The sequence below is a fragment of the Rhodococcus sp. IEGM 27 genome (assembly GCF_033142305.1).
GTDB classification, from domain to species: Bacteria; Actinomycetota; Actinomycetes; order Mycobacteriales; family Mycobacteriaceae; genus Rhodococcus_F; species Rhodococcus_F oxybenzonivorans.
Genome location: NZ_JAWLSG010000004.1, coordinates 443,144 through 463,322 on the forward strand (window position 1 = coordinate 443,144; position 20,179 = coordinate 463,322).

General features: G+C 63.4%; 21 protein-coding genes and 3 pseudogenes. 8 read left to right on the forward strand and 16 right to left on the reverse strand.

The features are described 5' to 3' along the window. Window positions 1–53: 53 nt before the first annotated feature. On the forward strand, window positions 54–1,097 hold the full coding sequence (locus R4P95_RS16825) for a ferredoxin--NADP reductase (protein ID WP_317745871.1): 1,044 nt from the start codon (window positions 54–56) through the stop codon (window positions 1,095–1,097). A gap of 158 nt (window positions 1,098–1,255) precedes the next feature. Here R4P95_RS16825 and R4P95_RS16830 read toward each other — a convergent pair whose 3' ends face one another. The 9 genes from R4P95_RS16830 to R4P95_RS16865 all read right to left on the reverse strand — a co-directional run bounded on the left by R4P95_RS16830 (window position 1,256) and on the right by R4P95_RS16865 (window position 8,699). Beyond that, a complete protein-coding gene (locus tag R4P95_RS16830; protein WP_317745870.1) occupies window positions 1,256–1,393 on the reverse strand; it encodes a hypothetical protein in 138 nt (45 codons plus the stop codon). Window positions 1,394–1,425: 32 nt separating this feature from the next. Then, entirely contained in the window at window positions 1,426–1,728 is a 303-nt protein-coding gene (locus R4P95_RS33600) for an integrase core domain-containing protein (protein ID WP_397517719.1), read from the reverse strand. 28 nt (window positions 1,729–1,756) lie between these two features. Then, window positions 1,757–2,281, reverse strand: coding sequence for a transposase (locus tag R4P95_RS16835; RefSeq protein WP_317745869.1), 525 nt, complete (start codon window positions 2,279–2,281; stop codon window positions 1,757–1,759). Window positions 2,282–2,533: 252 nt separating this feature from the next. Then, window positions 2,534–2,989 (reverse strand): MaoC family dehydratase, encoded by a 456-nt coding sequence (locus tag R4P95_RS16840; RefSeq protein WP_317745868.1) that lies wholly within the window; start codon window positions 2,987–2,989, stop codon window positions 2,534–2,536. Then, complete coding sequence (gene fabG, locus R4P95_RS16845) at window positions 2,986–3,759, reverse strand: 3-oxoacyl-ACP reductase FabG (RefSeq protein WP_317745867.1); 774 nt, start codon at window positions 3,757–3,759, stop codon at window positions 2,986–2,988. Before fabG ends, R4P95_RS16840 begins: the two co-directional genes overlap by 4 nt. Window positions 3,760–4,154: 395 nt before the next feature. Beyond that, a complete protein-coding gene (locus R4P95_RS16850; RefSeq protein ID WP_317745866.1) occupies window positions 4,155–4,991 on the reverse strand; it encodes an SDR family oxidoreductase in 837 nt (278 codons plus the stop codon). Between the two features lie 134 nt (window positions 4,992–5,125). Then, window positions 5,126–6,079, reverse strand: a complete 954-nt coding sequence (locus tag R4P95_RS16855; protein ID WP_317745865.1) for an AraC family transcriptional regulator — start codon at window positions 6,077–6,079, stop codon at window positions 5,126–5,128. An 86-nt stretch (window positions 6,080–6,165) separates the two neighbouring features. Further along, on the reverse strand, window positions 6,166–7,686 hold the full coding sequence (locus R4P95_RS16860; RefSeq protein ID WP_317745864.1) for a long-chain fatty acid--CoA ligase: 1,521 nt from the start codon (window positions 7,684–7,686) through the stop codon (window positions 6,166–6,168). Between the two features lie 44 nt (window positions 7,687–7,730). After that, window positions 7,731–8,699 carry a polysaccharide deacetylase family protein gene (locus tag R4P95_RS16865; protein ID WP_317745863.1) on the reverse strand — a complete coding sequence of 323 codons (969 nt, stop codon included), beginning with the start codon at window positions 8,697–8,699 and terminating at the stop codon, window positions 7,731–7,733. A gap of 234 nt (window positions 8,700–8,933) precedes the next feature. Here R4P95_RS16865 and R4P95_RS16870 point away from each other — a divergent pair, with 234 nt between their 5' ends. After that, entirely contained in the window at window positions 8,934–9,944 is a 1,011-nt protein-coding gene (locus R4P95_RS16870; RefSeq protein WP_317745862.1) for an NADP-dependent oxidoreductase, read from the forward strand. A gap of 293 nt (window positions 9,945–10,237) precedes the next feature. On the opposite strand, the gene R4P95_RS16875 is transcribed toward R4P95_RS16870, so the two are convergent. From R4P95_RS16875 to R4P95_RS16890, 4 genes and pseudogenes are all read right to left on the reverse strand, one after another. After that, on the reverse strand, window positions 10,238–11,014 hold the full coding sequence (locus R4P95_RS16875) for a VOC family protein (protein ID WP_317753857.1): 777 nt from the start codon (window positions 11,012–11,014) through the stop codon (window positions 10,238–10,240). Window positions 11,015–11,373: 359 nt separating this feature from the next. Continuing rightward, the gene (locus R4P95_RS16880) at window positions 11,374–11,517 is read right to left on the reverse strand and encodes a hypothetical protein (RefSeq protein ID WP_213576596.1); all 144 of its coding nucleotides are present in this window, start codon (window positions 11,515–11,517) and stop codon (window positions 11,374–11,376) included. A 42-nt stretch (window positions 11,518–11,559) separates the two neighbouring features. Then, window positions 11,560–12,417 (reverse strand): annotated as a pseudogene (locus tag R4P95_RS16885) (IS630 family transposase); the annotation flags it as partial. Between the two features lie 295 nt (window positions 12,418–12,712). After that, window positions 12,713–13,645 carry an NADP-dependent oxidoreductase gene (locus R4P95_RS16890; protein ID WP_317745860.1) on the reverse strand — a complete coding sequence of 311 codons (933 nt, stop codon included), beginning with the start codon at window positions 13,643–13,645 and terminating at the stop codon, window positions 12,713–12,715. A gap of 89 nt (window positions 13,646–13,734) precedes the next feature. Between R4P95_RS16890 and R4P95_RS16895 the strand changes: the two genes are divergently transcribed. Next, complete coding sequence (locus R4P95_RS16895; RefSeq protein WP_213576594.1) at window positions 13,735–14,232, forward strand: MarR family winged helix-turn-helix transcriptional regulator; 498 nt, start codon at window positions 13,735–13,737, stop codon at window positions 14,230–14,232. Here R4P95_RS16895 and R4P95_RS16900 read toward each other — a convergent pair. Continuing rightward, window positions 14,229–14,510, reverse strand: a complete 282-nt coding sequence (locus R4P95_RS16900) for a hypothetical protein (RefSeq protein ID WP_317745859.1) — start codon at window positions 14,508–14,510, stop codon at window positions 14,229–14,231. The genes R4P95_RS16895 and R4P95_RS16900 overlap by 4 nt on opposite strands. A gap of 194 nt (window positions 14,511–14,704) precedes the next feature. On the opposite strand from R4P95_RS16900, the gene R4P95_RS16905 reads away from it, so the two are divergent. The 4 genes and pseudogenes from R4P95_RS16905 (at window position 14,705) to R4P95_RS16920 (ending at window position 17,414) form a co-directional block, all read left to right on the forward strand. Then, complete coding sequence (locus R4P95_RS16905) at window positions 14,705–15,046, forward strand: hypothetical protein (RefSeq protein WP_317745858.1); 342 nt, start codon at window positions 14,705–14,707, stop codon at window positions 15,044–15,046. A 511-nt stretch (window positions 15,047–15,557) separates the two neighbouring features. Next, a pseudogene (locus tag R4P95_RS16910) lies at window positions 15,558–15,704 on the forward strand (IS256 family transposase); the annotation flags it as partial. Window positions 15,705–15,817: 113 nt separating this feature from the next. Continuing rightward, window positions 15,818–16,779: pseudogene (locus R4P95_RS16915) on the forward strand (IS256 family transposase). A gap of 230 nt (window positions 16,780–17,009) precedes the next feature. Next, window positions 17,010–17,414 (forward strand): histone-like nucleoid-structuring protein Lsr2, encoded by a 405-nt coding sequence (locus R4P95_RS16920; RefSeq protein ID WP_317745857.1) that lies wholly within the window; start codon window positions 17,010–17,012, stop codon window positions 17,412–17,414. A gap of 151 nt (window positions 17,415–17,565) precedes the next feature. Here the strand turns inward: R4P95_RS16920 and R4P95_RS16925 are convergent, their stop codons facing one another. Beyond that, the gene (locus R4P95_RS16925; protein WP_317745856.1) at window positions 17,566–17,925 is read right to left on the reverse strand and encodes a hypothetical protein; all 360 of its coding nucleotides are present in this window, start codon (window positions 17,923–17,925) and stop codon (window positions 17,566–17,568) included. 154 nt (window positions 17,926–18,079) lie between these two features. On the opposite strand from R4P95_RS16925, the gene R4P95_RS16930 reads away from it, so the two are divergent. After that, window positions 18,080–19,093: a hypothetical protein gene (locus R4P95_RS16930; RefSeq protein WP_317745855.1), complete on the forward strand. Its 1,014-nt coding sequence runs from the start codon at window positions 18,080–18,082 to the stop codon at window positions 19,091–19,093. Window positions 19,094–19,240: 147 nt separating this feature from the next. Here R4P95_RS16930 and R4P95_RS16935 read toward each other — a convergent pair whose 3' ends face one another. After that, window positions 19,241–20,170: an alpha/beta hydrolase gene (locus R4P95_RS16935; protein WP_317745854.1), complete on the reverse strand. Its 930-nt coding sequence runs from the start codon at window positions 20,168–20,170 to the stop codon at window positions 19,241–19,243. Window positions 20,171–20,179 lie beyond the last annotated feature (9 nt).

A 20,179-nucleotide genomic window follows, 5' to 3' on the forward strand; every position in this document is an offset into this window, starting at 1 on the left:
GGCGCCGACTCGATCTCGTTCTCCCATTCTGAGCTGCAACGAAAGATGCACCCATGACCTCCGTCGCCTCCGATTCCCTCGGCTACACCGTCCGCGTCGCCGACGTCATCGCCGAAACACCCGCCGCCGCCTCCCTCGTCATCGACGTCCCCCAGGACCTCGCCGACCGATTCGCCTACCGGCCCGGACAATTCCTCACCATCCGGATCCCCAGCGAACGCACCGGCTCGGTGGCACGCTGCTACTCCATCGCCAGCTCCCCCGCCACCGACGACCGCATCAAGGTGACCGTCAAACGCACCGCCGACGGCTACGGCTCGAACTGGCTGTGCGACCACATCACTGCCGGGGACGACGTCCACGTTCTGCCGCCGTCGGGCACGTTTACCCCGCACAGCCTCGACGGCGACTTCCGGCTCTTCGCCGCCGGGAGCGGCATCACCCCGGTGATGTCGATCCTCAAGACCGTCCTGGCATCCGCGACCGGAACCGTATCGCTGTACTACGCCAACCGGGACCGTGAGTCGATCATCTTCGACGCCGAACTTGCCGATCTCGCCAAGAAGCACCCGGATCGACTCACCATCGAACACCGGCTCGAAAACGAGGCCGGATTACCCACCCCGGACAGCCTGAAGGGGTTCGCCGAGGGCGGCCAGGACGGCACCGTCTTCGTCTGCGGGCCAGCACCCTTCATGGCCATGGTCAAGGAAACGATGACCAGCATCGGCTACGACCGGCACCGGATCCACATCGAGGAATTCCGCTCCCTCGACGGCGACCCCTTCACGCCGATCAAGCAGATCTCCGGCACCGACGACACCCAGTCCTCGACCGTGGACGTCACCCTCGACGGCGACACCCACACCCTCGCCTGGCCGGCCGATGCCACCCTGATCGACGTCATGGTCAACGCCGGGATCGATGCCCCGTACTCCTGCCGCGAAGGCGAATGCGGCTCGTGTGCCTGCACTCTCGTGGAGGGGACCGTTGATCCCGGCGTTACCGACGCCCTCGACCCCGACGATGTCGCCGACGGCTACATCCTCGGTTGCCAGGCCAAGCCGACCAGCCCGATACTGAAGGTCGAATTCTGACCTTTCGATCGCCGCGGAACAAAACTCTTCGATATCCCGGCGTGCCCTGATGTGTGTTCGCGTTCGGTAGGCGAACCGAGTGCTGCGCAGACTGGCCGTTAGGAGGCACACATGCTAACGCTCATGCTCCACGCCGTCATCGCACTGCTCCGACTCCTTCACGGGGGCAGGTTGACGATCAGCTTCCGCGAGATGGTCCAGGAGATCGCGTACGTCCGGGCCCAGATGCGCCGGCTGCAGATGTGCACCGCACCGGCGGATGTGTTCGAGCCGCCGCAACCGGGCCGCACTGCCACTGGCAGGTCCCCGATAGTCGGACCACGGCGTCCTAGAGTCGCGATTGTGTAAGTTCAGTCGATCTCGCACCCGTCCACCGGTTGGTGGGTGTGGGTGCAGTGGGCAGCGTACGCCCCCGCAAGCGGGAGGGACCCCAGGCCGGCGTCAGGTAGCCCAGCGACGAGGGCCTGTGCCTATGGTTGTGGTCGCCGGTGAAGTCCTCGATCACCACCCGAGCTTCCAGCAGGCTTGTCCAGTGATTCCGGTTCAGGCATTCCTTCCGTAGACGATTATTGATCCCCCAAGGACTTTGTCCAGGGAGGTACCCCCCGATTCGATGTGCCCGTTGTTCCACGGCGTCCCCGGCGGAATGTACGAAATTCCTACCCGATCACTGCAGAACTGCTGCAGCACAGTGGAAATGAACTCCGGTCCGTTGTCCATTCGAAGCACCAGCGGCGCTCCGCCCACATCGCGAATGCCTTGTCCAGCTCGTCGGTCAACCGCTGCGCCGTGATTGAACGCTCCACGATGTTCAGCAGCGACTGCCTCGTGTGTTCGTCGATCCTCGAGGCGATCTTGATGGGCTTGCCGTCGATGGTGGAGTCGAACTGGAAGTCCACAGCACACACCACATGCGGGGCGTCGGTTTCGATCTGCGGGCACGAGCTGACACCGGACCGTGTGCGTGGATGATGAATCCAAACCTGAAGGCCTTCCTCCTTCCACAGCCGGTGGACCTTTTTCTTGTTCACCACGGCGGCCTGGTCGTGCCTCAGGTGCGCCCAGGCGCGACGGAAACCATGCAGCGGGTGCGTGCGGGCGTATTCGCGCAGCGTCGCTCTCAGAGCGGCATCGGGGTCTGCTGGGCCGCGGACGACACCTCGTTCCCCTCTCTGAACGCCCACTCACGATCTCCTTCGGCGACGTCTTCACCGGAGCCTCACTCCCCACTTTCCTCCTCACCGAGGCCATTTTTGACCCAGTTGTGCAGGGTCGGCACGGAGATCCCGAAGTCTTTCGCGATCCCCGAAGCCGTTCCCCGAAGAGTTTCCGCCGCGACGTGGTCGCCGCAGCGCGGAGCCCCGCTGAACGAGTGCAGCCCCTTCAATCATTTGTCATCGTGCAATCTATCCGGTGGGATTCCCAAGTTTGCGACGTTAATTCGGTACGTAGATGCTGACAATCTCTGCAATACAAACCGGCTTGTCCGCATTCTCGCGTTCGATCGTGACGGCCGTGACAACCTGGACGCCCGAGGGAACGGTTTCAACGTTCGCTATGTCAACCGCAGCCCGAATCCGTGAGCCGACGGGTACGGGTGCTGGGAATCGAACCTTGTTCGACCCGTAGTTGATTCCCATCCGGACGCCGTCGACGATGTAGACCTCCCATACAAGCATCGGGATCATCGAGGTCAGCAGATGCCCGTGGGCGATGGTGGCGCCGAAGGGTCCGTCAGCAGCCTGTGAGGGATCGACGTGGATCCACTGGTGGTCACCCGTCGCGTCAGCAAATGCGTCGATTTTCTCCTGGGTGACGGTGTGCCATGACGAGTGGCCGACCCGGGTGTTCGCGACCGCGTGCAGTTCGTGGATTCCGTTAAGCGTCTTCATATCTTGGGCCCTCCGGTGACGTAGAGAACCTGCCCGGAGACGAATCCGGCTCCCTCACTGGCAAGGAATGAGATCGCGTGTGCGATGTCGCCGGGGATCCCCACTCGGCCGACGGGGATGTCAGCAGCCGCCCTCTTCTTGAGTTCGTCGAATTTCATTCCCATTCGGGCTGCCGTCGCGGCGGTCATCTCGGTCTCGATGAAACCGGGAGCAACCGCGTTGGCGGTAACGCCGAACTTGCCGAGTTCGAGGGCGAGAGTCTTGGTGAAACCTTGCAGCCCGGCCTTGGCTGCGGCGTAGTTTGCTTGACCGCGGTTTCCGAGCGCCGACACGCTCGAGAGGTTGATGATTCTTCCGAAACCAGCCTGAGTCATGTGTCCCTGGACCTCTCTCGTCATCAGGAACGAGCCACGTAAGTGGACGTTCATCACGGTATCCCAGTCGGTGGCCGACATCTTGAACAAAAGATTGTCGCGGGTGATGCCCGCGTTGTTGACCAGAACGACCGGTGCCCCAAGCGCTGCCGTGATCTTGTCCACTGCTTTTTCGACAGCAGTTCCGTTGGAGACGTCTGCGCCGACAGCAAGCGCGGTGCCCCCTGCCTGGGTGATCGTGTCGACCACGTTCTGGGCGGCGGCTTCGTCGAGGTCGAGGACGGCGACAGCGTGGCCGTCTGCTGCGAGCCGCTGTGCGACAGCGGCGCCGATTCCCCGTGCGGCACCGGTGACGATGGCGGTGCGACGGCGTTCGGGATGAAGCGATGCGCTCACGAAATGGGTTTCCTTCCAGGGATTAGATGTGACTTCGGATCAGGAGAGCCGTTCGAGGAGCAGGGCCATGCCCTGCCCTCCGCTACGCACATGGTTTCGAGGCCGAGCTTCGCGCAAGTCTGCCCAGGTTCGACCTCCTGCGACGGCCCCACCGGTGACGTTGGCGCTGAGAAGCGCTCGGTGCGGGCTTGGGGCCTACACGTTGACGATGCGCGCAAGTGGAGTGATATTGGCCATCTGGACGGTGAGGTCATCGGGCCGAATGTCCGTCAATGACCCCGCGATCGTTTCCCGATCGGTGAACGGCGGTGGCGGCGATAACGGCTTCAGGCATCGGTTGTTCCTCGAATCGGTGATTGCTGTGTGTGGAAGACGGTGCAGGCGGAGGTTCACTTTCAGCCGGCGCAGCCGGAGATCCCGCCGTCGAGCGGAATGATGGTGCCGGTGAGATAAGAGCCAGCACGGGAGGCCAGGAACCGGACCGCGCCGATCAGGTCGTCAGTTTGTCCGTAGCGGCCCAGCGGGACGCGCTCGAGGAGCTCGGACTCGACCTCTGGATCCGCCGCGACGTGTCCGAGCATGTCCGTCAGGATCGGGCCGGGGGCGATGGCGTTGACGGTGATGCCGTCGGACGCCAGTTGCTTGGCCAGATGGCGGGTGAGCATGTGCAGCCCGGCTTTGCTCGCACTGTAGGAGTAGTTCTCCCAGCTCGGCGTTGCCAAGGCCTCCACGCTGCCGATGTTGATGACACGAGCGGGCCGGTCGGGACGGGCTGCATTGCGCAGAAGCGGAAGCGTGCCCGTGATGAGGTAGAACGGAGCGACAAGGTTGGTGTTGAGCACCTTCGTCCACCCGATGAGGGGAAACTCTTCAAGTGGCGCACCCCAGGTGACCCCGGCATTGTTCACCAGGATGTCGACGCTTGTCAGGTGCTCGCCGAGCCAGTCGACCAGATTGGTCATCCCTTCGGCCGACGACAGGTCGCTGGCGACGGGGGTGCAGCGTCCTGCCATTCCGGCAGCGTCTGCCTCAGCATTGATGGCTTCGGCCGTCGCGCGGCACTGTTCTTCCTTTCGGCTGGTGATGACTACGTGGGCACCGCCCAGTGCCAGGCCGCGGGCGATCATGGCGCCGATCCCTCGTGAGCCACCGGTTACGACGGCGGTCCTCCCGGCGACGGAGAAGAGGGAGTCGAATCCCGGTCGCACTTCGGAGGTCGTTGCACTATTCATGCTATCGACGCTAGGACCGCATTGGCATTATCGCTTGGGGCGCAGCGCATTCCGCTTGCACCGCGCGCAAGGCATGAGCAGACTCGCGGGGCAGGCCCGTCGTCGAGCCTGAGCCGACACGCGGGTCTGCTGGTTCAGCCGTTTTCGGATGCCGCAGCACGGGTGTCGGACGGGCGCTCACCGAAGGCCCGCCGGTACGCATTACTGAAGGTGCTGAGGTCGCCGAATCCTGAGGAGTATGCCACCTGAGTCACGCTCTGGTGGCTCCAGCCACGGTCCTGAAGACGCAACCGGGCCAACGCCAAACGCTCCTCTCGGATGAGGTCCGACGGTGTTGTCCCGATCCGCTGCAATTGGGCCTGAACGTGCCGGAGCGACCAGCCGAGGCGCGTGGCGACCACGGCTCCTGTGAGGTTCGGATCGTGTGCGTTCTCTCGAACAAAGCGCCGGATGGCGGTGACCAACCCTTCCTGAACATCGACGGATGCGGCGGCCGTGTCTGCGTTGTAGGCGAGCGCCACGAGATCGACGATTCGGTCGGCGATCGCGTCGAACTGACTGCCGGTGAGCTCGTGCCGCTCCCTCCGCAGACTACGGACCACGTCGACAACGATGCGTCCCAATCCCGATGTTGCATCGAGGACGGTGCCGGGTTGCGGCAATGTCGGCACCCGCGCCTCGATCCGGTCACGTGGAATCACGAATGCAACCGAGGAGAAGCCATCACCATGGCGCAGAACAGTCGCGGTGTCCAGCGATGTGAGGGCCATGACCGCCGGTGTGATCGTGGCTTCACGACGATCCTGCTCGAGGATCACTTCACCCCGGACCGGCATGAGCAGTTCGTAGGCGCCATGTGGATGTCGACGGATGTCGGCTGCCGTCCGGGAGAGGACCTCCGCTTCCCCCCACCAGCGAATTAGCTGGTACGTGTCCGAATGTTGATGCTGAAGGGTTCCCTGGTAGCTGTCCGCAAGGGAAAAGGCCATCGGACAGTGGATCGACGAGACCTGATCGCGCCACCAATCACCGCGCTCGCGCTGGTCGTGCTCGTTGCTGCGCAACGTATCGACGGAATACAAGCTCACAACACCTACTCACACCGGTATGCCGAAATTACGACTCGTGCCACAGTCGACGCTAGCGCGCGCCGGCGCCCACGCCAACGGCGTGATCATCGCAGAGCCCGCTTGAGGAGCTTTCCTGTCGCGTTCATCGGCAAGGTGTCCCTGAATTCCACCAGGCGCGGGTACTTGTAAGCGGCCAACCGTTCCCGTGACCAGCCGATCAGGTCTTCCTCCTTCAACTCCGATCCGGGCTCGCGGATGACGAAGGCTTTCACTTCCTCACCGATTCGCTCGTCGGGGATTCCGACGACGGCCACGAGGCTGACCTCTGGATGGCCGATGATCACCTCTTCGAGCTCACGCGGGTAGACGTTGAAGCCTCCCCGCACGATCAAGTCCTTGGCGCGGTCGACGATGAAGTAGTAGCCGTCCTCGTCCCGGGTTGCGATATCGCCCGTGCGGAACCAGCCGTCGCGGATCACATCCTTGGTCGCCTCGGGCCGCCCCAGGTATCCCTTCATCACGTTGTATCCACGTACGGCGAGTTCTCCTGGCTCACCGGCCGGAACCTCGTTCCAGTGATCGTCGATGAGCTTCACCTCTACTCCCCAGATCGGTTTGCCGATCGATCCCGACCGGTTCGGTTGGTCGAGCGGGTTGAACGTGACAGTCGGACTGGTTTCGGAGAGTCCGTAGCCCTCCCGGATCCCGACACCGAAGACATCCCTGAACCGCTCCAGCACATCGACGGGCATGGCAGCTGCGCCGGAAAGCGCGATTCGCAGGAGACCGGCCAGATCGACATCTATTCCGTCAGAGGCCTTGTTGAGCAGGGCCCAGTACATCGTCGGGACACCGGCGAAGACCGTTACCCCGTGCTGTGTCATCAACGCCAGGGCCTCAGCTGCGTCGAATCGTGGCAGCAGGACCAGGGTGGCACCCATTGCGAAGCCGGCGTTCAGCTGTACGGTCTGTGCGAACGAGTGGAAGAGCGGAAGAGTGACCAGATGTACGTCGTCGGCTCGGGCGTCGAGCAGTTGGTTGTGCCCGATGGCGTTGAGGACCATGTTGGCGTGGGTGAGCTCCGCCCCCTTCGGCTTGCCGGTCGTCCCGCTCGTGTACAGGACCACCGCCGTGTCCGTTGCCTCGGTCACCAGCAGGACGTCTTCCGCCGGGTGTTCGGCCAATGCGTCAGCCAAGGTTGTTCCCACGTCCGGCTCATCGAGCATTGCGGAACCAAGGGTGACCAAATACTCGCAGGATTCAACGTCCTGGAATCCGCGCCACGCCTCGTCGTCGAGCCCCTGCACGGTACAGAAGTAGGCAGTCGCGCCCGAGTCACGGAGGTGGTAGGCAACCTCCTCCCGCTTGAGCATCGTGTTGAGCGGCACGACGGCTCCACCGGCCTTGAGGATGCCGAAGTAGACGATCGGGAACTCGACAACATTCGCGATCGTCAGGGCGACGCGGTCGCCTGGGCGCAACCCCCGTGAAAGGAGAAGATGGGCGACACTGTTCGCAGCCGCATCGATCTCACCGAAGGTGAGGGTTCGGTCACCTTCGATGACAGCGGTTCTGCTGGGAGTGCGTCGAGCGGTGTCGGCAAGCATGGTGGCCAGGTTGAGCATGATCCTGCTTTCAGATGATGACGTTGTGAAGGTGGATTGCCGACTCAGGACCAATCCCAGTCGTACTTCGCTCCCACCCGCTTCGCCAGCGGCTTGAACATGCGCTCTTCGTAAGTCGCCATCGTGTCGAGGCCGGGAATGGATGCGAGGTTCAGGATCTCGGCTAGCCGCTCGACGTCGAGTTCAGGTTTCGGCAAGCCCGCAGCAAGCGCGAACCTTTGTAGCTGGTTGGTAAAGCTCTCATTACACGGCGGCTTCCCGAAGTTCACCGGATGCTTCATCGCCTCATCGAGGGTGACAAATTCCACGCCACGCTCGAGGAAGGCCTCGAGGATCGGAGCGAGGGTGTCACGAGAGATCGTGGTGCCGTGTACGAGCCAGATGAGGGGCGCGTCGGCACCGAACAAGGTACGCGCGGTATCCGCGTGCTTGTAGAGCATGTCAACCGCGGTCGACACGTGCAGGTCGCGTACCTGCTTCTGCACGGCCTTGTCGCCAAGGGTCACCGCGCGGAAGTACGGCATGATGAACGCGAAATCACTGAACCAACTCGTGATCGGGGCAGTGCGGTAGCCGAGATCTGCGATGTACGTCTCGACTTCTCCTCGACGCCGTTCGGATCCTGATGACATGTCCATGGGGTACCGGAAGTACTTCGACGGTGCAGCGTCGATCAGATGACCGATGTACTTCTCGGCCGTCTCAAAATCGCATCGGAATGCCGCATCGGACATCCAGCGCAGTGGAGCATGCTGGTGAGTGTGGTTACCCAGGTGATGGCCCGCTTCGGCCCACGCCTCGAAGGCCTCCATTTGCTCCGGCTCGTTCTCGAGCCGGTATGTGTGAGAGAAGCCGTAGGTCCCCGTAAGTCCGTAGTCGTTCAGCGTTTTCGCCACAGACCGCGTGATGTCGGTGGGAGTGGTCTCGTCCGGCATGGGAACGCCGTCCCACAGGACGAAGTCATCGATCGTGACCGCAATCTCGAGAGGTCGGTCGGCGCGTATGTCATTCATTCCTGACTCCGGATCTTCCAGGAGGGCTCCTCGGCGCGCAGCCCATGTCTCACCGACACTACGAAGTGGCGGACGTCACGTCTTGGCTGTTTGCGCGCATCTGCTTTCATCAGGCGCACACGCATCCAACATTAAAATGCGCGCTGTGCGTGCTCGTCGAACCCCGTGCGCATAGGGCCAAGTTTCGCCGTGTCATGACTTCTACCGTCGTCGGTGACGAAGGAGTAGCACACCGTGAATTCATCACAACAGATCGTCCTGGCGCAGCGCCCCCACGGGCAGGTGAGCTTGGAGGACTTCCGCGTTGAGGACGTCGCCCTGCCCGAACTCCAGGCCGGCGACGTCGCACTCGAAACCCTCTTCATCTCGATCGATCCGGCCATCAGGGGATGGCTCGACGACCGACCGAGTTATCTTCCGCCAGTGGCAATCGGAGAGCCGGTTCGCGCTTTCGGTCTTGCCCGCGTGAGCGCCTCACGCAACAGCAACTTCACCGCAGGCGACATCGTTCGTGGCTTCGTCGGCTGGCAACGGCGCCAGATCGTCAACTCGCCCGGCACTGACTGGGACCGCATCACCTCACGCGAGGACGTCCCCTTGGAGCACTACCTCGGCATTCTCGGGATGACGGGCCTGACCGCGTGGGCCGGAGTATGCGACATCCTGCGGCCGGAACCAGGACACACCGTCTTGATCTCCGGCGCCTCTGGCGCAGTCGGCAGCGTGGCCGTCCAGCTCGCGAAGCAGACGGGCGCACGCGTTGTCGGCATCGCAGGAGGCGCCGAGAAGTGCTCGATGGTCGCCCGACTCGGCGCCGACGCCGTCATCGACCGCAAGGCCCCTGATTGGAAGGACCAGCTCGAGGCGGCAACAACGGACGGCATCGACCGCCTCTTCGAAAACTCGGGAGGCCCGATGTTCGACGCATCGATCACCCGACTCAACAACCACGCACACATCGCATTGTGTGGCCTGATCGACGGCTACAACCTGACCGAAAGACCCGCCGGACCACACAATTTCGGGCAACTTCTCACCAAGAGAATCCTCACACAAGGATTCATCGTGCTCGACTACATGGACCGCGCAGCAGAAGTTGAAGCCACGCTCGGCAAACTCCACAAATCCGGACAGCTGGAGGCCGTGCAATCCGTATTGCCCGGATTCGAACAGCTGCCGGCCGCCTTCGTGGACTCGTTCTCCCACGGCCAACCAGGCAAGATCATCATCGACCTGACTGCGTAGCCAGCCTCTGAGGTCACCTCAGGCGGAGGGGCGTATCCCGTCACCGCGCGGCCGGGATGCAGCCTCCGACGCATGCAAGGACTATCCGGCCGACTTTTACCCAGACCGGGAAAGGGACATTCCATCACGGGATTTGCACGTCAGATCGATGTTGTCATCGACTGCCGCAACCCCGGGAGCCCCACTTCACCTCGAGAACACACCGACAGACCGGCACGTCCCTTGCCTCACTCGGACGCGACCGACCGGCGCCCGCACTTCCCGAACCGGATAACTACCTCCCCGAGACCCCGCTACCCCTGCCCACCCGGCAGCGGGGAACCCACCGTGAACGTCGCCCCGAACGGATCGGTGACATCCGCGGTCCGCCCGTACGGCATGTCCGTCGGGTCCTCCGCAGTGCCCCCGTGGGCCCGGGCGGCGGCAACGGCCGCGTGCGCATCGGCAACCTGGAAGAGGGTGCCCCAGGAGGACTCCGAGGCGGCCGGGTCGCCCACGATGCCACCGACCTCGTGCCCATCGGGTCTGCGCAGAAAGGTGAAATCCACTCCGGGCAGGTCGTCGTTCCCGTCCAGCGTGAAGTCGAACACCGCCGAGTAGAAGTCCCGCGCCGGGCCGGGATTCGGTGTCACCAAGTCGTTGCGCAACAACGTGTTCGGCTCGTTCACCAACTCGCAGCCGACGTGGGCCCGCCCCTGCCACAAGCCGAACTGCGCACCCGACGGATCCCGCACCATCGCCATCCGACCCTGGTCGGCGATGTCCATGGGCTCCATCAGCAGCGTGCCGCCCGCGTCCGCGGAGCGAGCGAGAGTCGCCTCGAGATCGTCGGTCGCCAGGTAGACGTTCCACCAGAACGCGGCGGCGTTCTCGTCGGGATTCGGCATCAGCGCGGCGACCTTCTTGCCGCCGAGCAGACACATCGTGTACCGCCCGTACTCCTCGGGACCCACGTCGAATTCCCAGCCGAAGACCGAACCGTAGAAGGTCATCGCCCGGTCGAGGTCGGGAATGCCCAGATCGATCCAGGTGGGGGTGCCGAGTGGTTGATTCGTCGTGACCGCGCTCATCGCTGCTCCTCAGCTGTCGGGTACCAACTCGAGGCTAACCTGCGGCACCGACATTCGACGCCAGAGCCGCGATTCGCTGTCCGCTCCGCGACCCCACTCTGCAATCGACAGGACGGAGTCCTGGGTGCGGTCGCTTGTGACGTCCTCGCCACGTCACGGTCCGACGGGCCCGAAGACGAAGCGGCATCGCTGACATCGCTGTCTCATGACCGTAAAGACCCTCGGTCTCGGCCGTCAGTCGTCGCCGTTATTGCGTGGAGCCTTTCATTGACCATTGCCATGTCTCGCCGCCGAGCTGGGTGCTCGTACGCGGCGTGGCAAAGGCGACCTGTTGAGGCGGAATCTGACGATCGTTTTGATCAGATCGATGTCGGGACCACGACGAGTCCCCAGACCAGCAGCGGTGCGGTGGCGACGATCAATCCGCAGTGACCGTCCCGCTGGTTGATTCCGCCTGCGGGGCGCCCCTCGCCTAGCGTCCCCTGAAATGCATAGAAAAGCATCTATACCGGTGCACATCGGAACGTATTGATATCCCGAACATACTAGTGGCTTGTTGTTGAAGTCTCTTGACGGTTTGCCTTGGTAAGGACTTGGTCGGCAGTCCTGGTCCAGACGAACGGCGCGCATCGGGTGTTCCATCCGTTGATGAAGGCGCGGATCTTGGTGGTCAGATCCTTGACGGAACCGAAGGTTCCGCGGTGGATGGCCAGACGTTCGATGATCCCGAACTACACCTCCACCAGGTTCATCCAAGATGCCGAGGTGGGCGTGAAATGCGCATGAATACGGGGATGTTCGGCCAGCCAGGCCCGGACTTCGACCTTCTTGTGAGTGGCGTAGTTGTCCATCACCAGATACAGCTCCCGCTCCGGGTAGGCGCGGGCGAGGTGCTCGAGGAAGACGAGGAACTCCTGATGACGATGCCTCGGTTTGCACAGCCCGGTGACCTTTCCGGTAGCGATGTCCAGGGCTGCAAACAGGGTCGAGGTGCCGTGTCGGACATAGTCGTGGGTACGTTTCTCGACCGAAACGATCCTCATCGGCAGCATCGGTGCCGTCCGGTCCAGGGCCTGGATCTGCGACTTCTCGTCCACGCACAGCACGATCGCGTTGTCCGGCGGATTCAAGTACAGCCCGACGATGTCGGTGACCCTGGCGCCCAACTCCGGGTCGGTAGAGAACTTGAACGTCGCACTGCGCCAAGGCTTGACACCGTACTCGCGCCATGCCGCCGCGACCGTGGTGTTACTGATCTTCAATCGGTCGGCGAGCAACCGGCTGCTCCAGTGCGTCACCCCGAGATTCCTCGGCGGCGGAGCCAACGTCGCGGTCACAGTCGCGGCGTGGTCGACCTTCCGAGGCCGCCCCTACCGCAACTCGTCCTCGAGCCCCGCGGTCCCCGGTCCCGAACTTGCTCGAGCCTTCGACGTCCTCACCTCATCTTCCCAGGAAGCGAACGTCAAAGTTCGCGGCGTGGCCGAACAACTTCTCACCCGAGTGGCGTCTGAGTTCCACGTTCCCGGCGCCCTCCGTACCGGTTCGATCACCTTCTCCTCCACAGCCGAGAAGGGCACCCTCGTTATTGACAACTGACTACACAAATGCTCAATTTGTCGAAGACGTGCTTGACAACGGCCCGCAACAACAGACACCTGTGGCGTCGTTCGCAAGGGTCACGATGCTCCTCGCGGGGCTTCACTCGGCAAGAACGACCACCTTGCCCGGAACACGGTCCGTGCTGGCTTGGGCGTGAAGTGCGGCCAGCTCAGTGAGGGGAATTCGCCGCGTGACTTCCACGACGAGCTCGCCGTCGTCAACGAGGGAAACCAGCTCGGTCAGTCGTTCACGGTTCTGCAGCACGAAGACGGTGGCTGCACGCACCCCACGATCGTCGTCACCCGGAGTGGCCATGAACGCGGTGGTGCTGACCACTGCGCCGCCATCGCGCACGAGCGCGACCAGCGAGGCGAAGTCCTCGGGCTCGATCGGGGCCAGGTTCAGCAGCACATCGACCTGACCCTCGACGGCGCTACGCAGGTCGGTACCGGTGTGGTCGATGATCTCGTCGGCGCCGGCTGCGCGCACTGCGTCGATGCTGCGCGGGCTCGCGGTCGCGACGACGTAGACGCCGGCCCGTTTCGCGAGCTGGATCGCATACTTGCCGACGACGCCGCCTGCGCCGACGATGAGCAGCCGCTGCCCCGCTTCGAGCCGGCCGGCGTCGAAGAGCGCCTGCCACGCAGTCAGTGCCACCGAGGGCAGAGCCGCGGCATCGACGAGCGGGATACTCTTCGGGGCAGCCACAACAGCGTCGGCCGGGGCGATGACGTACTCCGCAGCGCCACCGTCGCGCTCCATGGGCAGGAATCCGATAATCGCATCGCCCACAGCGACCTCGTCGACACCGTCACCGATCGCATCGACGACGCCGGAGACGTCGTAACCCGGCACGTGCGGCAGCACCACTGGGATCGGCAGAAACCCGGCCCGCATGCCATTGTCGGCGGCATTGAATGCGGATGCTGCAACACGCAACCGGACCTGTCCGGTCGCCGGCTCCGGTGTCTCGATCTCCTCGTACCGGAGCACGTCGGGTCCGCCCACCTCGTGAAACCTCACTGCCTTCATGGTTTTCCCTTTCGCCATTTGCTTCGAATTTGAAGCAATAGAACGAACGTAGCACTGCTTCGAACTCGAAGCAACATATGATGTGGCACATGACCGACACACCCCCAGCACTCTCAGAGACACAGCTCGAGGCGTATTTCGCCTTCACGGAGGTGAGCAGTCTGCTTCGCCATGCCGTGGAAAAGCAGCTCCGCGATGCCGGCGACCTGAGCTACGTACAGTTCCAGCTCCTGGCCCGCCTGGGCGACGCGCCCGACGGGCGACAGAGCATGACAGACCTCGCCGACGGGGTGGTCTACAGCCGCAGCGGACTGACGTACCAAGCGCAACAACTCGAACAACGCGGGCTCGTCACCCGCACACCCTCACCCGAGGACGAGCGCAGCATCGACGTCGCCATCACCAACGCCGGCCGCGCCGTCCTGACGACGGTATTCCCCGGGCACATCGAAGCTCTTCACCGCCTGCTCTTCTCGGCTCTGTCCAACCAAGACGTGGACGAGCTCGCGCGTATCCTCGGTCGAGCCGCAGATCACCTCCGCGCGAATCCACCCCGCTCCGCGAACCCCCGCCGCCGGAAGCCCTAGCACACCCCACGCGGCGTGCACGAGGCATCGGGCTGGTGGAGCACGTCCCACACGAAGCTTTCGACCGGCCAGGCCAGCATGCGCTGCAGCTCAGCGTCGTCGCCCTCACGCCAGTCCGGACACCTTTCCCAGAGGGGCAACGCAGTCTTCAACAGATCCAGATGAACACAGGCGAAACAGGCATGAACAGAATCAATCTCGGAATCGGTGAGTCCAGCAGCAAGTGTCACGCCTGCCTCTTGGAGCACCGACACTGCGACATCGCCGACCGCGCCCATGAGGTGAGTGTGTCACCCAAGCAGCAGCATGGGCGAGACAATTTCGCTGGACGGCACCGTGCGGACGCCGGCGTTCGTCGGTGACCGTCACCGATCGCCAATTGGAACTCCAGATGGAGGTCAAACTATCTTCCCTGCATCTCCTTTCGGAGTCCAACCACGACCACAACTCAGACTGTCTATCGTGACTGCATATGAGGCAGAGACTGGGTCAGATCGCGGGCGCGGCCACGGCAGCTGCCGGAGTACTGATCCTGACGAGCTGCTCGACCACAACCGACGTGCCGGAAACCTCCGCCGCCACGGTGACCGTCACCGGCGAAGCCAACCTGGCATCGGCCGAATCCGGCGAGTGCACCATCGGAGCGAATCGTGTTGCCCCGGGCGACAGAGTGGTCATCTTCGGAGACACTGGTTCCGTCACCTCCGACGAAGTCAAAAGCGGTGCTGCTACCTACCGCCTACTTCAGAACGCATCGCCGCCCGCCGGCGACGGCATCGGATCTGAAGTGCAGGACAGTGACGGCAGCCCCTGAAGCGGGCACCAGTGGCACATCAACCGACGGTTTCGAGTATCAACCGGCCCCGCCGCCGCCTGCTCCTCCACCACTGCTGTTGAAGGGAAAGATGTCGGTATGCGAGCCGTCCATGCGTCGAGGAGAAAGTGACGAGTAAGGACTCGGCTTCCGGTCCTGCATCAACCCTCGAAGCGTGATCCCCAATCCCTGGAGGGTCCTCCAGAACCGATTTCCCGAACGAACCGGGGCAGCCGCAGACCCGTACGGAATAGGTTCCTTGCGAACGTAGTGCTCCATACCCCCAGCGTAGCCAGCAACCTAAACCTGCTTATTCGATAGCGTGACCTGCAACAACACCGAGATCTCCATGCGGTGGCCTCAGCCGACACTGCCGAGGTGGAGGGTTGCGTCCACGATGATGGTGTACGAACCGGATGCGCATCGGAACGGCGTGTCGTAGCCCAAGAAGGCGGCCATCGCGTGACTCTTCGAGAGACCGACCAAAGTCACTCGGGTGTTGGACCACGCGATGACCAGTGCCCACGATATCGACCTGCACCAGTTCTTGACCGATCGCCAAACCGACGCCAGCCCTGACCTGCTGCGGAGTTTGTTGTCCACGTTCATCGATGCGCTGATGGGCGCCGAGTCCGACAGCCTGTGCGGCGCCGGTTTCGGTGAGCGCTCGGAGAACCGCACCAACTCCCGGAACGGCTATCGCCACCGGGATTTCGCTCCCCCAAGCACTTCGTGCAGGGAGGTACCCCCACCCGCGCCGGGACTCTCGACGTGGCGATCCCGAAGCTGCGGTCCGGCTCGTACTTTCCGGACTGGTTGCTGCAGCCGCAAGCGTGCCGAACGCGCCCTGACGTCGGTGGTGGCCACCGGGGGTGCCTCCCTGCACGAAGTGCTTGGGGGCGTACCTGCTCGGCGTCTCGATCCACGGATGCGAAACTGGTCGACTCGCTCGGTATCACCTCACTGTCGAAATCCCAGGTGTCGGTGATGGCGAAGGACCTCGACACCCAGTCCGGGAGAACGGGCGGGTGGTGAACGTGCACGCCCTGGTCGCGGTCGGAGTGAACGCCGAGGGTTACCGGGAAATCCTGGGAATCGAGGTGACCTCCGCCGAGGACGGGGCCGGTTGGTTGGCGTTCTTCCGGTCGCTGGTCGCCCGCGGCCTGTCCGAGGTGCGGTTGGTGACCTCCGACGCCCACGCCGGCCTCGTGTCGCCGATCGGCGCCTCCCTGCCCGGGGCCGCTTGGCAACGGTGCCGGACGCATTATTCGACCAATCTCATGTCCCAGACGCCGAAGAATTCGTGGCCCTGGGTGCGTGCGCTCCTGCACTCCGTTTACGACCAGCCGGACGCCGATTCTGTTCGTGCTCAATATGATCGGGGGATCGACGCCTTGTCGGAGAAGCTGCCAAAGGTAGCCGATCATCTCGACTCCGCGCGGGCCGACCTCCTCGCCTTCACGGCCTTCCCGAAACAGATCTGGCGGCAGATCTGGTTCGACAATCCCCAGGAGAGGCTGAACAAGGAGATCCGCCGCAGAACCGATGTCGTCGGGATATTCCCCGATCGCACCGCCCTCATCCGGCTCGTCGGAGCCGTCCTCGCCGAGCAGCACGACGAGTGGATCGAAGCCCGCCGCTATCTCGGCCTCGACGTGCTCGCCCGCTCCCGCGGCACCCACGCAACACCCGAACCTACCGAGGAGGCGACGCCGGCGGCTCTGACCGCATAACCCCACGAGGAGTCACGCGACGACCGTCGTACACCACGCCCTGGGACTTGACCACTGCATCTCCGCCAGTCACCTGGAATTTATAGCTGCATCGGTCTGCTTCGCAGGCGATCATTCGTGCAGTTCACCACCCATTCCCGTTCGGACACGTCCCTCAGCGGTCAACCCGTTTTCGCGCAGCTCCCAATACTGTGGCTGTATCAAGACGTCCATGAGGCATCGGGAGAACTGTGGCGCGCAAGGTAGTTGTCGAACTCGTCGACGATATCGACTGGACAGTGTTCGGCGAAGAAGGTGAGAAGATCACCTTCGCGGTCAACGGTGTCGAGTACGAGTTCGACCTGAAGGACGAGCACACCCGCGAGTTCCACAAACAGGTCGGCTACTTCATCGAGCATGCCACCCGCTCGCTCGTGCCGAAGACTTCATCCAAGTCCGCTCCAACGTCTGCGGATTCTACGACGCGTGTGCAGTTCGCTGCCCGCTTGGACCCAGACTTGCTGCAGCAGATGAAGATCGAAGTAGCCGCCCGTGGGACGACTGTGCAGGCGGCGACGGCCGAAGCATTCAGGTTGTGGCTGTCCTCGAAGGTCGCTACTGGTCCCCGGAGGAGGCGGCCACGCGCACTGAGGTAGTAGCCCATCGTCATCCGGTGCTCCGATAGGCGAACCTGTACCGGGACGAGATCGGCGCCCAGCGCGCATCCGCACGGGTCGGCGCTCGTGCCGAGAGCGGATCGACAACCGGTGAGGGATCGGTAAACGGTCCTCAATCCCGATCGGCTGACTATTGCCCGAACGTGAAGCGCAGGTTCGCGTTGATGAGTTCGTTCACTCGCTTGCGCATGCGGACGGTCGTCTCCACGTCCGGGACCGGGTTGTCGACGATCAACGTCCAGGACAGAGTGGTGCTGCCGTGGGGTGGGCCAACGATGTCGAAGCGGATCCGTGCGTCCGGACGCCACGGCCAGATCGAAGTCCATACGACGAGGTTCGGTTCGACCGCTTCTGTGATCGTGGGACGTTGTTCGTCGTTGTGCAGGATCAGCCACCGACGAACGGGGTCACGGTCAGGGTCGGTGAGGGCTTCGTAGACGATGTGAGGCGGCGGTGGTTGGGTGCGGCGCCGGCTGGCAATTTCGGCCACCACCGAACCATATCGGTGCCTCTCACTTTTCGATTGCCGATCTGTGCCCGCTCATCGATCCACTTTCGAGACGAGGGCGGGTCGCCGCCGAACGTGCGCTGGCACGCTACCTCAATCGGATCCACTTGCGGGGTGGGTTCGATAGCGTTCACTGATGGACCTGGTCACTCTCGTTCTCGCGTCACCACGCGGGCGATTCTTTTGCGCGAACGTCGCGTACATGTGCCGTACGGACCAGCGAGCCGCCCGTCCACGAGCGCCTGCAGACGTGCTCGAGGTCATCCAGGCAGTCGACGCTCGAGCCATCTCGCGGCTGTCCGAACTGGACCTACTCAACGCTCTCGCGTTCGCGACCGACTGGGCACGGTACTGGCAACCGCCGGACGAGCAGGACGTCATGTTCGCCAGACCGGACACCGTGGCGGCTTTACATCCGGTAGCTGCCGCCGTTCTGGACTCCCCGCATACCCGGTGGTGGGCGGATCCGCTCGATCTCGACAACCAGCGGATGGTTGGCCATCTGCCTTCGAACGAGGAGTGGCCGGAATCGACGCTGCCGTACCGCAGTGCTGCCGTCGGCCTCGATCACTGGCGTGACCACGTCCTCGCGGGCGAAGCACGGTTTCGTACTTGGCGCGCGGAGCGTCCGGACAATGCCATCGGTGGTGAATGGTGGTCGACACCGTTACCCAGTGCCGCCTTGGAAACCAGCCGGGCGCGGGATGACGTGGGCGCACTGGAATTGCTCCTGGAGGAGGACTCGTTCGGCGGGGACGAAGCGCGGGTCTGGCCGGTCTCGGTCCGTAGTACAACACCGCGGGTATACGAGATCACGAATCCGACGGACTGGGCGCGTTTGGTCGACGCGTATCCCCTGTTCGTGCCCGAGTCCAAGCGCTCCGATTGGTTCGACACCACCGGCGAGTATCACGACTGGTTCATTCCTGACTGGGTTGCGGTGGCCGACGACTACGACGCTGTGCACCTGACTTTGCACGGCTACCTGACCACACCCGGTCTCGCAATCCCATTGGCGAACAACGAGGGTGCAACTGTCCTGGCCGGTTGGAACCCGGACGCAACGTGGTGGCTGAACAACGACGTCGCTCACGTCGAAGACGAGCCAGCCTTGTGGCGACGATGCGACGATCACTGGGTACGAGTCTGAGCTCCGGAGAAGGATCCCCTTGTGGTGTCTCATGTGACCAGCTCCCGATAACGGTCGTGCCAGAGACGCTCAACGGTGAGACGCCTCGCTCTTGTCGTATGTCCGGGTGTCCCCGGCATTCGGCCTTCTCGGGAGGGGTTGCCACTTTCAGGGCGTCAGCGGCACTGCTGTCTTCAGGAACGACAGCTGCTCGTCGATCACGATCGGGAACATCGGTTCGACGTAGGGGTCGAAGTGGCCACCGCGGTGCACGTGGACGGTCGCGTGCGGGATCCTTGATGCCGTCTTCTGCGCGACCGAGGCCGGGGTGACCGCGTCGTCGGCCATGATCTGAACCAGTGTGGGGCACGAAATCGCACCCGCGGTGCGGCCGGGGGAGTACAGACCGATCTTCAGAAGAATGCGTGCGGCCACGGTCTCGAGGTAGTCGCCATCCTTCAGGCCGGATTCAGCAAGGAGCCGGTCGCGCCCGTCCATCGCGTCGGGCGAGGTCATCACGGCCGTATCTCCCGGTCGACCTATGGAGTCGATGTAGCGCGGTGATCGCTTCAGTAAAGCCCGCGTCTGGTCGATGACGGCGGACGGCAGAACGCGCAGCGTGTTGCGCAGGCCGGTTGCGCGCACGGCCGCAGGACCACTGACGTGTGGGACCTGCGCGATGACGGCCGCGAAGTCCTCGCCCGTTCCCGCCAGGGTGAGCACGTGACCGCCCGCGAACGAGGTGCCCCAGCCGACGATGCGCCGCGCATCTACCCCGTCCAGCGATCGGGCGTAGGCAATGGCGTTGCGGTAGTCCTGGTGCTGCTTGGGAATATCGAGAAGCTGGCGCGGCTCGCCTTCGCTTTCACCGAAGTGCCGATAGTCGAAGACGAGGACCGTGTACCCGGCACGGGCGAAAACGTCCGCGTACGCATAAAGGCGCAAAGCGCGGGGTGTGCCGAAGCCGTGAGCCATCACCACGGCGGGCGTGTCGGTCGTGGCGGCAGCGGGACGGAACACCGTTACCGCGCAGCGCACGCCCTCGGATTCGAACCATTCGTCAGTGCGCGAGTATGTGGCATCGTCCCCGGTGTGCATGGCGCGACT

What these genes read in the sequence shown, in the direction of transcription:
- R4P95_RS16825 (WP_317745871.1), top strand. Translation starts at nt 54, where the DNA reads ATGACCTCCGTCGCCTCCGATTCCCTCGGCTACACCGTCCGCGTCGCC.
- R4P95_RS16840 (WP_317745868.1), bottom strand. Translation starts at nt 2,989, where the DNA reads ATGAAGACGCTTAACGGAATCCACGAACTGCACGCGGTCGCGAACACC.
- R4P95_RS16850 (WP_317745866.1), bottom strand. Translation starts at nt 4,991, where the DNA reads ATGAATAGTGCAACGACCTCCGAAGTGCGACCGGGATTCGACTCCCTC.
- R4P95_RS16860 (WP_317745864.1), bottom strand. Translation starts at nt 7,686, where the DNA reads ATGCTCAACCTGGCCACCATGCTTGCCGACACCGCTCGACGCACTCCC.
- R4P95_RS16865 (WP_317745863.1), bottom strand. Translation starts at nt 8,699, where the DNA reads ATGAATGACATACGCGCCGACCGACCTCTCGAGATTGCGGTCACGATC.
- R4P95_RS16875 (WP_317753857.1), bottom strand. Translation starts at nt 11,014, where the DNA reads ATGAGCGCGGTCACGACGAATCAACCACTCGGCACCCCCACCTGGATC.
- R4P95_RS16880 (WP_213576596.1), bottom strand. Translation starts at nt 11,517, where the DNA reads ATGCTTTTCTATGCATTTCAGGGGACGCTAGGCGAGGGGCGCCCCGCA.
- R4P95_RS16890 (WP_317745860.1), bottom strand. Translation starts at nt 13,645, where the DNA reads ATGAAGGCAGTGAGGTTTCACGAGGTGGGCGGACCCGACGTGCTCCGG.
- R4P95_RS16895 (WP_213576594.1), top strand. Translation starts at nt 13,735, where the DNA reads ATGACCGACACACCCCCAGCACTCTCAGAGACACAGCTCGAGGCGTAT.
- R4P95_RS16900 (WP_317745859.1), bottom strand. Translation starts at nt 14,510, where the DNA reads ATGGGCGCGGTCGGCGATGTCGCAGTGTCGGTGCTCCAAGAGGCAGGC.
- R4P95_RS16905 (WP_317745858.1), top strand. Translation starts at nt 14,705, where the DNA reads ATGAGGCAGAGACTGGGTCAGATCGCGGGCGCGGCCACGGCAGCTGCC.
- R4P95_RS16930 (WP_317745855.1), top strand. Translation starts at nt 18,080, where the DNA reads ATGGACCTGGTCACTCTCGTTCTCGCGTCACCACGCGGGCGATTCTTT.
- R4P95_RS16935 (WP_317745854.1), bottom strand. Translation starts at nt 20,170, where the DNA reads ATGCACACCGGGGACGATGCCACATACTCGCGCACTGACGAATGGTTC.